10 protein-coding genes are annotated in these 10,790 nt (G+C 67.5%); 5 read left to right on the top strand and 5 right to left on the bottom strand.

Going from position 1 to position 10,790, the window contains the following annotated elements; all coding sequences use genetic code 11:
- Positions 1-145: 145 nt before the first annotated feature.
- Entirely contained in the window at positions 146-772 is a 627-nt protein-coding gene (locus tag AB7O82_RS22275) for an ANTAR domain-containing response regulator (RefSeq protein WP_428544403.1), read from the bottom strand.
- A 10-nt stretch (positions 773-782) separates the two neighbouring features.
- Positions 783-2,675 carry a protein kinase domain-containing protein gene (locus tag AB7O82_RS22280; RefSeq protein WP_428544406.1) on the bottom strand — a complete coding sequence of 631 codons (1,893 nt, stop codon included), beginning with the start codon at positions 2,673-2,675 and terminating at the stop codon, positions 783-785.
- Between the two features lie 189 nt (positions 2,676-2,864).
- Between AB7O82_RS22280 and AB7O82_RS22285 the strand changes: the two genes are divergently transcribed.
- Genes AB7O82_RS22285 through AB7O82_RS22295 form a run of 3 tightly spaced genes read left to right on the top strand, consistent with a single transcriptional unit; the run spans position 2,865 to position 5,161 of the window.
- Entirely contained in the window at positions 2,865-3,635 is a 771-nt protein-coding gene (locus AB7O82_RS22285; RefSeq protein WP_428544409.1) for an SDR family NAD(P)-dependent oxidoreductase, read from the top strand.
- 52 nt (positions 3,636-3,687) lie between these two features.
- Positions 3,688-4,488, top strand: coding sequence for a putative hydro-lyase (locus AB7O82_RS22290; RefSeq protein ID WP_428544412.1), 801 nt, complete (start codon positions 3,688-3,690; stop codon positions 4,486-4,488).
- Between the two features lie 7 nt (positions 4,489-4,495).
- A complete protein-coding gene (locus AB7O82_RS22295) occupies positions 4,496-5,161 on the top strand; it encodes a DUF2848 domain-containing protein (protein WP_428544415.1) in 666 nt (221 codons plus the stop codon).
- Between the two features lie 74 nt (positions 5,162-5,235).
- Here AB7O82_RS22295 and AB7O82_RS22300 read toward each other — a convergent pair whose 3' ends face one another.
- The gene (locus tag AB7O82_RS22300) at positions 5,236-6,150 is read right to left on the bottom strand and encodes an alpha/beta hydrolase (RefSeq protein WP_428544418.1); all 915 of its coding nucleotides are present in this window, start codon (positions 6,148-6,150) and stop codon (positions 5,236-5,238) included.
- Positions 6,151-6,331: 181 nt separating this feature from the next.
- Between AB7O82_RS22300 and AB7O82_RS22305 the strand changes: the two genes are divergently transcribed.
- Entirely contained in the window at positions 6,332-7,531 is a 1,200-nt protein-coding gene (locus AB7O82_RS22305; RefSeq protein WP_428544421.1) for a CaiB/BaiF CoA transferase family protein, read from the top strand.
- 200 nt (positions 7,532-7,731) lie between these two features.
- Here AB7O82_RS22305 and AB7O82_RS22310 read toward each other — a convergent pair whose 3' ends face one another.
- Both AB7O82_RS22310 and AB7O82_RS22315 read right to left on the bottom strand, forming a co-directional pair.
- Positions 7,732-8,733: a 4-hydroxyproline epimerase gene (locus tag AB7O82_RS22310; RefSeq protein WP_428620206.1), complete on the bottom strand. Its 1,002-nt coding sequence runs from the start codon at positions 8,731-8,733 to the stop codon at positions 7,732-7,734.
- A 9-nt stretch (positions 8,734-8,742) separates the two neighbouring features.
- Complete coding sequence (locus AB7O82_RS22315) at positions 8,743-9,264, bottom strand: hypothetical protein (protein WP_428544427.1); 522 nt, start codon at positions 9,262-9,264, stop codon at positions 8,743-8,745.
- Positions 9,265-9,419: 155 nt separating this feature from the next.
- Here AB7O82_RS22315 and AB7O82_RS22320 point away from each other — a divergent pair, with 155 nt between their 5' ends.
- Positions 9,420-10,655 (top strand): amidohydrolase family protein, encoded by a 1,236-nt coding sequence (locus tag AB7O82_RS22320; RefSeq protein WP_428544430.1) that lies wholly within the window; start codon positions 9,420-9,422, stop codon positions 10,653-10,655.
- The last annotated feature ends 135 nt before the right edge of the window (positions 10,656-10,790 follow it).

The following is a 10,790-nucleotide window of genomic DNA, read 5'->3' on the forward strand; positions in this document are numbered from 1 at the left end:
GATCTATCGCCAATTCAAGGCGTTGGCGCGGGCCATTCTCGACACTCGCCAGGATACGAATCTATGACGCTCGCATGTGCAGCATGATCGTTCCATAAGCATGAAGGGCGAGCGCCCACAAAATAGACAACCATCCTCTGAAGGTTCACTTCAGGGCCTTTGCATACATAATTATATCCTGGGCGACCTCGCCGATGCGCTTGTTCTGGTTCATGGCAAGTTTGCGCATCAGCCGGTAGGCAGCCTCCTCGGTGATCCCCTTCTGCTGCATCAGGAGGCCCTTGGCGCGGTCGATCGCCTTGCGTTCGACCAGCGACAGGCGGGCGCGATCAAGCTCCTCGCGCATCGCGCGGTAGCGGTTGAAATGCGCCACGGCGACATCGACGACCGGCCGCACGCGGTCCTGCGCGAGCCCCTTGACCACGTAGGCCGAGACCCCCGCTTCCATGGCGGCGGCAATAGTCGCCGGGTCGGACTGGTCGACGAACAGTGCGATCGGGCGCGGCATCAGGTCGGTGGTGCGCCGCATGTCCTCGATCGTGTCGCGGCTCGGGCTGTCGATGCTGACGACGACGACATCCGGCGCCAGCTCACGCACGCGGCCGATCAGATCCTGCGTCCCCTCGAGCCGGGCGATCAGGCGATAGCCGGCCGCCGCCAGTCCCGCCTCGACGATTTCGGCGCGGGTCGGATTGTCGTCGATCAGCAGGACAGACAAAGGTTTGGTCACGGCGGCGGCGTTCAGGGGCATGCCGCGGGGCGCAACTTCCATGCCATCCCGGTTACGGTGTTGATTCGACCAGCTTTCCGTCATTCCAGCGCCCGGCGATGACCTTGCCGTCGGCGCTGACGGCTTCACCGTAGCCGTTGCGTTGCCCGTTTCGGAACATGCCCTCGTAGCGCTCGCCGTCGGCGATCTGCTCGACACCTGGTCCTTCCAGCAGGCCGGTGCGGAACTCTCCGGACTGGACCTTGTTGGGCGAGCCCAGCGTGCGACGGATTGCCAGGCCTTCGAGACGGCCACCGACGAAATTGCCTTCGCTCTTCTCGTTGCCCGGCTTCTCGCGCACGCCCAGCCCGGTCAACTGTCCTTCGCGCCATTGTCCGGCATAGCGCACGTCATCGGCAAATCTCACCGTACCCAGCCCGTTCAGGCGATCGGCCGACCATTCGCCGGCCTGGCGCTCGCCGTCGGCGAGCTCGGCGACGCCCAGTCCCTGACGCTTGCCCGCTTCGGCCTGGCCAATGTAGCTCGCGCCGCCGTCATAGGAGAGACGCTCCGATTTCTCGAGATCCGGCCGCGCCGCCCGTGCTGCCACGATCCGCGCCTCGCCCGCCAGCGAGCGCGCGGCACGCGCCGCCTCCTCGGCACGCTCGAGCACCAATGCCGCCCCAAGGGCGGCGCGGTGCGCCTGGTCGGCCAACGCCTTCTGGGCAGTGGATGGATCAGATTGCGACGCCGGTCGTGATGCCGGCTGCGCCGTCGCCGGCGTCGGCGAGACCGCGGGCGGTGCGGGCGCAGGTGCCGGGGTGGCCGGCAGCGCCGTTGGAGCAGGCGATGAGGTCGACGCGGATGTGACGGCCGGCCCGCCAAGGAGCTGACGAATGTCCGTCTGGAAACGCCACGCCGCCCCTGCGAGCACGATGACGGCCACGCCGGCCAGCACTACGCCGACACGCGATCTCCTGGCTGATTCAGGAGCGACCTCGCTTGTCTCGCGAACGGCGGCGCCCAGACGCGGAGTCGCCACGGCAACGGCGTTCGCGACCCGCTCGGTCGGGACCTCCTCGGCCGGCGGGCTCGCCCGCGCAAACAGCGCCCGCCACGCCGCCACGCTTTGCGGCCGATCGGCCGGCGCAAAGGCCAAAGCGCGATCGATTGCCGCGAGGAAGGCCGGATCGAAGCGGGTCTCGCCGCCACCGGCGAGAGGCCGGTAGGGATCAGCGCCGACGCGCGCGGCGGCATCCGCCGGCGGCTGCCCGGTGATCGCGTGATGGAGCACGGCGGCGGCCGAGTAGATGTCGCTCCACGGACCCTGCCTGGCGTCGAGCGCGTACTGCTCGATCGGCGCGTATTGCGGTGTCAGCACGCTGGTCAGCGTGCGCGTGCGCCCGCCGATCGCCTGGCGCGCGGCCCCGAAATCGATCAGCACGGGAACGCCGTCGCGCCGCACGATGATGTTCGACGGCTTGATGTCGCGATGGAGAAAGTTCTCGGCGTGCACGGCGCGCAGGCCGCTCAGCAGCGCGTCGGCGAGCCGCTGCACGTTGTCGGGCGACAGCGGGCGGCCGGGTTCGCGCAGCAGCTCGGCGAGGTTCTTCCCGTCCTCGAATTCCATCACCGTGTAGGCGGTGCCGTTGGCCTCGAAGTAGCGCAGCACCGGCACGATGTGCGGATGGCGGAAGCGCGCGAGCGCACGTGCCTCGTCGAGGAAACGATCGCGGCCCCAGGCGAAATCGTCGGCGAACCGTCCGCCGCGCGGCGCCACTTGGCCGTCGTGCCGGCGAATCGCGAACTCGACCGGCAGGTACTCCTTGATGGCGACGAACTTGGCGAGCTGGGTGTCGAAGGCGCGATAGGTAATGCCGAACCCGCCTTGCCCGATCACGGCATCGAAGCGGTAATCGCCAAGTCGCGTTCCGGCGGGCAGGGCCTGGACGTTGTCGGAGGACATGTGCGCGGGCAACCTGACCTTCTAGTGGCGCGCCCGGCCGCGGACGCACAAGGAAAATGTTTCAGTCGCAATGGCTTGGCACAGCGATTTGGCGAAAATTCGACTTTCTCGCCCAGATTCCCATATCTGGGCTCCATATCGATCGCGCCATCGTCTCCCGGGCGGGGTAAGATCATCCTTTCAAGCGCAATGCGAAAGCCAGCGATGAAACCGGCAACTCTGCACGACAATGTACGAACCCTGGTCCTGACCGGCGCCAGTCGCGGCATCGGTCATGCAACCGTCAAGAAGTTCAGCGCCGGCGGCTGGCGGGTGATCACCGTGTCGCGCCAGCCCTTCAGTGCGCTCTGCCCGTGGCCGAGCGGCGGCGAGAACCATGTCCAGATGGATCTCGCCGATCCGGTCGATCTCGGCCGCGGCATCGAGCAGATCCGTGCACGCGTCGCCGGCGGACGGCTCGACGCGCTGGTCAACAACGCGGCGATCTCGCCCAAGAACAGCAAGGGCGAGCGGCTGGGCGCCATCGACACGCCGTTCGATCTGTGGCGCGAGGTCTTCAACGTGAATTTCTTCGCGCCCGTCGCGCTGGCCCGCGGCCTGATCGAGGAGCTGTCGGCGGCGCAGGGCGCCGTGGTCAACGTCACCTCGATCGCCGGCAGTCGCGTTCATCCCTTCGCCGGCTCGGCCTACGCCACCTCCAAGGCGGCACTGGCCGCGCTCACACGCGAGATGGCGCACGATTTCGGGCCGCGCGGCATTCGCGTGAACGCCATCGCGCCGGGCGAGATCGACACCTCGATCCTGTCGCCCGGCACCGAGAAGATCGTCGAGGAGCAGATCCCGATGCGCCGCCTCGGCACGCCCGACGAAGTAGCCGACGTCATCCATTTCCTGTGCGAGAAGGGCGCGAGCTACGTCAGCGGCGCCGAGATCCAGATCAACGGCGGCCAGCACGTTTGACATTGTTCTCCTCCCCAGCTTCGCTGGGAAGGAATGCCAAGAGGAGCCCACCATGGACACCATCACCAGCATCAAGGGCGAGACCGGTCGCGACGCACGGCGGCGCATTCGCGCCGGGGCCTTCCGGCAGCCGACCTCGGGCATGGCGCCGGGCTACGTGCAGGGCAACCTCGCCATCCTGCCGAAGGAATTCGCCGCCGATTTCGCGCGCTTCTGCCAGCTCAACCCCAAGCCCTGCCCCTTGCTCGGCCAGTCCGAGCCTGGCGACTGGCGCCTGCCGAATCTGGGCGAGGACCTCGACATCCGCACCGACATCCCGCGCTATCGCGTATGGAAGAAGGGCGAGCTGATCGAGGAAGTCGACGACCTCAAGAAGGTGTGGCGCGACGACCTGGTGTCGTTCGTGCTGGGCTGCTCTTTCTCGTTCGAGGAGGCGCTGATCGAGAACGGCCTGGAGATCCGCCACCAGAGCTGCAACGTCAACGTGCCGATGTACCGGACCAACATCCAGTGCAAGCCGGCCGGTCCCTTCCACGGCCCCATGGTGGTGTCGATGCGTCCGTTCCGGCCGGCCGATGCGATCCGCGCGGTGCAGGTGACGACGCGCTTCCCGTCGGTGCACGGCGCGCCGGTGCATCTCGGCAAGCCGGAGTTGATCGGTATCAAGGACATCGGCAAGCCCGACTACGGCGATGCCGTTCCGGTGCGTGACGACGAGCTGCCGGTGTTCTGGGCCTGCGGCGTCACCCCGCAATCGGTGGTGGCCACGGTGAAGCCCGAGTTCTGCATCACCCACGCGCCGGGCTATATGCTGGTGACCGACCTGCTGAACTCGCAACTCGCCATCCTGTAGCCGTTCCGTGGTGCGTTTAGAGTTCGACGGACAGCCGGTCGAGATCGACCAGCTGGTGATCGCCGGCTGGACGAGCCGCGATGTCGCCGCCCTTGAGCATCATATCGAGGAGCTGAAGTCGATTGGCGTTCAGCCGCCGTCCAGGGTGCCGCTCTACTATCGCGCGGCCGCCACCCTGCTGACCCAGGCGGACACCATCGAGGTGCTGGGCGACGACACCACCGGCGAGGCCGAGCCGGTTCTGGTGGGCACACCCGACCGGCTGTGGGTGACCGTGGGATCCGACCATACCGACCGCCGGGTCGAGAGTTACGGCGTCGCCGTCTCCAAGCAGCTCTGCCCGAAGGTCGTCGGCCGCGCGGTGTGGCGCTTCGAGGACGTCGAGCCGCACTGGGACCAACTGGTCCTGCGCAGCTTCGTCGAGGAGGGTGGCAAACCGGTCCTCTACCAGGAAGGCACGCTGGCCAGGCTCCGCGCCCCGCGCGAGCTGATCGCCGGCTGGCGCAACGGCGACAGGCACCTGCCGCCGGGAGTCGCAATGTTCTGCGGTACCCTGCCCGCAATCGGCGGCATCCGCGCCGCGCCCCGCTTCTCGATGGAACTCGAGGACCCGGTGCTCGGCCGGAAAATCGCGCACAGCTACCGCATCGAGGCGCTGCCCGTGGTGGCGTGAATGCCGACTCGCCGCCCCCGTCATACGGGGGAGGTGCCCCCGCAGGGGGCGAGGGGGAAAGCCTCCGTGACGGCCTATGAAATTCCGACGTCAGAATCGGAATTTTCTCGACTGGGGCCTTCCCCCACCGGCCCTACGGGCCTCCTCCCCCACAAGACGGGGGAGGAAGGAGCGCGCGCCGACACGAAATCGACGACCGCCGTCACCACCGCCGGATCGGCGAGCAGGCGATTGTGGCCGAGGCCTTGCGTGACGATCAGCTCGGCGCCGCGCAGAGCGTGCGCCGCGCGCGCCGCTTCGGCCACCGGCACCTGGCGATCGTTCTGATCATGGATGACGAGGAACGGCAGGTCGACCTTGCCGGCGATGCGCCGGACGTCGAAGTCGGAGGCGGGCCGACCAACATGCGCTTCGACCGAGGCGATGAACGCTGCCTCGCCGCGCTTCGACAGGCCGACCGCCTGGGCAAAACGATGCAATTGTCGCTTGAGCGACGAGGGCGCGGAGATCGCGGCAACGCGGCTGGCTCCGCCAGCCTCGGCAATCGAGAACACGCTCACGGCGCCGCCCAGCGAATGGCCGACGACGGCATGCACCGGTCCGACCTTCGCCAGGGCGCGCTCGATCGCTGCGACATACTGCACGACGGTCAGTTCATCGCCGGCCGATTCGCCGTGCCCCGGCGCATCGAGCGCCACCGCGGAAAAGCCGCGCGCGACCAGTGCCTCGATGATCGCGCCAAACTGCGCCCGGCTGCCTTCGAAGCCATGTACCAGCAAGACCTTTGGTCCCCTTCCCCAGCGCCAGCCGACCAGCCCCTCATCGAGTGCGAGCCGCTCGTCGGCAGCCCGCAAGGCCAACGCCGGCGGCGGCGGCCGAACATGCCGGCGCGGCCGCAACATCATGCGCCGGAAAACCGGCGCAACCAGGGACGGGGTGACGTAGCTTGCGGCCGCGAGGGCTGCGATCGGCAAGGGAACGGCGGGCATAGACGGGCTCCCAATTGGGTGTAGATGCACTCATGTGATGCCGCCGCCGGCCATCGACAAACGAAGAAGTCTGCGCGTTTACGTAACTTTTCTTCATGCGCATGGCTTCCCTGCAGGGCCGGCCTTGCACCTGCGACGCCGCTGAACGTACGTTCAGCAGGCTGGAGCAGCAGGGGAGACGATGACCAGGGGCGCGTACGACGGACTCACCGTTCTCGATTTCACCCAGGGAGTCGCCGGGCCGCACGCCTCGATGCTGCTCGCCCTGCACGGCGCCGACGTCATCAAGATCGAGCCGCCGGAAGGCGACTGGGGTCGCCTGCTGGGCGAGCTGAAGGGCGACCACTGCGCCCATTCGGTGGCGTTCAACCGCGGCAAGCGCTCGATCGCGCTCGATCTCAAGTCGGCCGACGGCATCGCCGTTGTGAACAGGATCGCCGCCAAGGCCCATGTGGTGATGGAGAGTTTCCGGCCGGGCGTGATCGGGCGGCTGGGCTTCGGCTACGAGGACATCAGGGAGGTCAATCCCAAGGTCATCTACTGTTCCATCTCGGGCTTCGGCCAGACCGGCCCCTACAGCAAGCGGCCGACCGTCGACGGGTTGATCCAGGCGTTCAGCGGCATGATGGTGATGAACCGCCTGCCCGACGGCACGCCGTGGCGCCAGGGCATGATCGCTGTCGACGTCACCACCGGCCTCTACACCTTCCAGGCGATCGCGCCGGCGCTGATGCGCCAGCTGCGCTACGGCGAGGGCAGCTACATCGATTCCAGCCTGATGCGCGCGGCCGCCGCCTACCAGGGCGCCAAGCTGATGGAGTACGTGTTCTCCAAGGGCACGCCGCCGCCACTCTACATGCCGGCCGGCAGCTACAAGACGGCCAACGGCTACATCATGGTGAGCGCCATGCGGCCACACCATTTCCGCACCCTGTTCGAGCTGATCGGCCGCCAGGACATCGCCGACGACCCCGACCTGCAGACCCACGAGAGTCGCATCAGGAACGCAGCCCGCATCATCAAGGCGCTGAACGAGACCATGCCGGGCAAGACCACCGAGGAATGGATCGCGTTGCTGCAGCCCAACGACGTATTCTGCGAGCGGGTCAACAACTACCAGGACTATCTCGACCATCCGCACGTCAGGGAATCGGGCTCGCTCGACTGGATCGAGCAGGACGGCTTCGGTCGCATGCCGGTCGCCAACATCCCCGGCCTGCCGCCGGCTTCGACCCATCCGCCGCAGCAGCACGCGCCGCACATCGGCGAGCACGGACCCGACATCCTGCGCGAGCTGGGCTACGGCGCGGCGGAGATCGACGCGATCTTTGCACGCGGCGGCGTGCGCGCACCGGCGGTGATGGCGAAGGCCGCGGAGTAGCCCCCCTCCTCCTGAACGAAGTTGAGGAGGTGTCGGCGTCTTCGCCGACAGAGGGGTAAAGGCTCATGCGGACCGCGGGCGTCCCGCCTGCTCATGTTCATGAGTCATGAGCGGGCGGGACGCCCGCGGTCCAAGATCATGATCCCTCCGTCCGCGCAAGACGCGGACACCTCCCCAAGCAAAGCTTGGGGAGGAGAAGACTACGCCACCTGGAACCCGTGGGCGAAGGGGTCGCGGTCGTCGACGAAGATGGTGTTGATGCCGTGCTGGCGTGCCCAGCCGGCGATCGAGGGCACGATGGCGTCGTGATTGCCGACGCGGGCCTTGTCTTCGACGCGACCGTCGAACAGCGAGCCGATGATGCTCTCGTGCACGAAGTCTTCACCGACCTTCAGCTTGCCGTGGGCGGCGAGCTGGGCCATGCGCGCCGAGGTCCCCGTGCCGCAGGGGGAGCGATCGATCGCCTTGTCGCCGTAGAATACGGCGTTGCGCGCGTGCGCACGCGCCTGACTGGGCTTGCCGGTCCACATGACGTGGCTGACGCCCTTGATGGTGGGATTCTCCGGATGCACCGGCTGGATCCTCTCGTTCAACAGCCGGCGCACGATCGGCGACAGGCGCAGCACGTCGCCGGCCGACATTTCCTCGAGCCCGGCGAAGTTCTTCTGCGGCTCGAGGATGCCGTAGAAGTTGCCGCCGTAGGCGATGTCGAACACCAGCTCGCCGACGCCGGGCAGCTCGATCGCGACCTCGCTCGCCGCCAGGTAGGAAGCGACATTGGTGATGCGCACGCTGTCGACGAAGCGGCCATCCTGCACGTAGCGCGCGACGACACGGCCGGCCGGGGCATCGAGCGCCAGCTCGCCCGGCGTGGCCGGCGACACCAGGCCGTTCTCGACCGCCATGGTGACGGTGCCGATGGTGCCGTGCCCGCACATCGGCAGGCAGCCGCTCACTTCGATGAACAGGATGCCGATATCGCAGTCGGCGCGGGTCGGCGAGTAGAGGATCGAGCCCGACATGACGTCGTGGCCACGCGGCTCGAACATCAGCGCCTTGCGGATCCAGTCGTGGTTGGCCAGGAAATCGAGCCGGCGCTCGCTCATGGTCGCACCCCTGAGCAGCGGCGCGCCGCCGCTCACCAGCCGCACCGGATTGCCGCAGGTGTGGCCGTCGAAGCAGGAAAAGGCGTGGACCGACATTGCGCCTGCTTAACGTGCGGCGAGGAAGCGCTCAACCTCGCGGGGCGACGACAGCCGGACGACCTGCATCGTCTCCGCCAGGGCGGCACACTCCTTGCTGTACCTCTCGCGATTTCGCCGATGGGTCTTGAGTGCCCACAGCAGGATTGATTGACGGCTGAAAAAGGCGTTCACGAAGGATTCCCGGTTGCCGGTGCCCCAAAGCTCCTCCCTGGTCGCGGCGCGGCGGAAGGTTCGCCAAGCCAGCCGCCACATCACCCGGGAAAGCGGCAGGTCGAGCCACACCAGCGTGTCGGCCGCGGGCCACACCAGGTCGCGCACCTGGCCGTAATTGCCGACCACGATCCAGCCGCCGTCGCGGGTCTCGCGCTCGACGCGGTGACGGAACAGGTCGACCGGGACGCCCTGCCAGTCGCGCCCCCAGTAGAGGGCATCCAGCTCGATGATCCTGAGCCCGGTCTGCGCCGCCAGGCGCCCGGCCAGCGTGCTCTTGCCCGAGCCGGTCGTGCCGATGACGACGATCCGCCGCATGTGCGGACAGCTCCGTGCCGCGGCTGCTGCGCGCACGTCGTCGGCCTCCGCTCCGACTGTTGGCACTCGCGCCATGGGTACTCCGGCCATCCGCCGACTGTAGCGTCAAAGCGCCGGGCGTCGTAGGGTGCCGGCACTTTGTTGGGGGAGCCTTGATGCCGCAGTTTCTTTTCAGGAACTTGAACCTTCTGGACCCGCGCTGGAGCGAGGCGCGCGGCGGCTACGAGGTGCTGGTCGAGGGCGATCTCATCAAGGAAGTGTCGGCCAAGCCGATCAAGGCCTCCCAGGCCCAGGTGGTCGACTGCGGCAAGCGCACCCTGATGCCCGGCCTGATCGATTGCCACGTCCACGTCTTCCTGGTCGAGGTCAACATCCGCAACCTCGAGAACGTGCCGCTCACCCTTCTGACGGCGCGCGCCGGCGACCTGATGAAGGGCATGATCGACCGCGGATTCACCACGGTGCGCGACACCGGCGGCGCCGACTGGGGCATCAAGACCGCCGTCGAGACGGGCCTCATCCCCGGACCGCGCCTGTTCATCTCCGGGCGCGCCATCGGGCCGACCGGCGGTCACAGCGATTCGCGCCGCCGCACCGACCAGGGCGCGCCGTGCGGCTGCTGCAACGCCATGGTCTATTGCATGGCGATCGCCGATGGCGCCGACGAGGTGCGCAAGCTGGTGCGCGAGCAGATGCGCCAGGGGGCGGACCAGGTGAAGATCATGTGCTCCGGCGGCGTCGCCTCGCCCTACGACCCGCTCGATTCGCTGCAGTTCTCGGAGGCCGAGATTGCGGCGGCGACCGACGAGGCGAAGAATTTCGGCCGCTACGTGCTGGCGCATGCCTACACACCGGAAGCCATCACGCGGGCCGTCAACAACGGCGTGCGCACCATCGAGCACGGTAACCTGATCGATGCCCGGTCGGCCAAGCTGCTGAAATCCAAGGGCGGCTACATGATCGCCAACCTGGTGACCTACTTCTCGATGAAGGAACGGGCGGCGCAATTCGGCATGACGGCCGACATGCTGGCCAAGAACGACATCGTGCTCGAGGGCGCACTGCGCTCGCTCGAGATCTGCAAGGCTGCCGGGGTGAAGGTGGGCTACGGCACCGACCTTCTGGGCGCACTGCAGGTCGACCAAAGCCTGGAATTCATCCATCGCGCCAAGGTCCTGAAGCCGATCGAGATCATCCGCCAGGCCACCATCGTCGGCGCCGAGATCCTGCGCCAGGAGGGCAGGCTCGGCATCGTCGAGCCCGGCGCCTTTGCCGACCTGATCGTCGTCGACGGCAACCCGCTGAAGAAGCTCGAGCTGTTCCTCCACCAGGGCGCCCACCTGCCGGCCATCATGAAGGCCGGCAAGTTCCACAAGAATGCGCTGACGTGAGCAGAGCGAGCACGCCTCAGATTTCCCTCCCCAGCTCCGCTGGGGAGGTGTCGCCGTCATACGGCGACGCAAGGGGTCATGCCTCATGCGGACCGCGGGCGTCCCGCCCGCTCATGATCATGAGCGGGCGGGACG

The sequence above is a fragment of the Reyranella sp. genome, assembly GCF_050185545.1.
Taxonomy (GTDB): domain Bacteria; phylum Pseudomonadota; class Alphaproteobacteria; order Reyranellales; family Reyranellaceae; genus Reyranella.

Bases quoted from the DNA above. Each gene is read 5' to 3' on its own strand.
- AB7O82_RS22275 (WP_428544403.1), bottom strand. From the start codon at position 772: ATGGAAGTTGCGCCCCGCGGCATGCCCCTGAACGCCGCCGCCGTGACC.
- AB7O82_RS22280 (WP_428544406.1), bottom strand. From the start codon at position 2,675: ATGTCCTCCGACAACGTCCAGGCCCTGCCCGCCGGAACGCGACTTGGC.
- AB7O82_RS22285 (WP_428544409.1), top strand. From the start codon at position 2,865: ATGCGAAAGCCAGCGATGAAACCGGCAACTCTGCACGACAATGTACGA.
- AB7O82_RS22290 (WP_428544412.1), top strand. From the start codon at position 3,688: ATGGACACCATCACCAGCATCAAGGGCGAGACCGGTCGCGACGCACGG.
- AB7O82_RS22300 (WP_428544418.1), bottom strand. From the start codon at position 6,150: ATGCCCGCCGTTCCCTTGCCGATCGCAGCCCTCGCGGCCGCAAGCTAC.
- AB7O82_RS22305 (WP_428544421.1), top strand. From the start codon at position 6,332: ATGACCAGGGGCGCGTACGACGGACTCACCGTTCTCGATTTCACCCAG.
- AB7O82_RS22310 (WP_428620206.1), bottom strand. From the start codon at position 8,733: ATGTCGGTCCACGCCTTTTCCTGCTTCGACGGCCACACCTGCGGCAAT.
- AB7O82_RS22315 (WP_428544427.1), bottom strand. From the start codon at position 9,264: ATGCGGCGGATCGTCGTCATCGGCACGACCGGCTCGGGCAAGAGCACG.
- AB7O82_RS22320 (WP_428544430.1), top strand. From the start codon at position 9,420: ATGCCGCAGTTTCTTTTCAGGAACTTGAACCTTCTGGACCCGCGCTGG.